This is a genomic window from Cupriavidus oxalaticus (assembly GCF_038900635.1).
In the GTDB taxonomy this organism is placed as follows: domain Bacteria; phylum Pseudomonadota; class Gammaproteobacteria; order Burkholderiales; family Burkholderiaceae; genus Cupriavidus; species Cupriavidus oxalaticus_B.
Genome location: NZ_JAYMRX010000118.1, coordinates 1 through 270, shown reverse-complemented (window position 1 = coordinate 270; position 270 = coordinate 1). Strand labels below are relative to the sequence as shown.

The following is a 270-nucleotide window of genomic DNA, read 5'->3' as shown; positions in this document are numbered from 1 at the left end:
GCGCCACCGGGAACATCCACATCGGCACCATCACCGGGAAGTTGAACGGCGTGATCCCCGCCACCACGCCCAGCGGCTGGCGCAGGTTCCAGTTGTCGATGCCGCCACCGATGTTGTCGGTGAAATCCGTCTTGAGCAGGTTGGGAATGCCGCAGGCAAACTCCACCACCTCGATGCCGCGCGTGACTTCGCCCCTGGCATCGGAGAACACCTTGCCATGCTCGCGCGTGATCAGCGCGGCCAGGTCGTCATGGTGCTGGTCGAGCAGTT

General features: G+C 64.1%; 1 protein-coding gene. It reads right to left on the bottom strand.

The window, feature by feature from the left end:
• A partial coding sequence (locus tag VSR71_RS35230) for an aldehyde dehydrogenase family protein (protein ID WP_342917937.1) occupies nt 1–270 on the bottom strand: 270 nt, incomplete at both ends.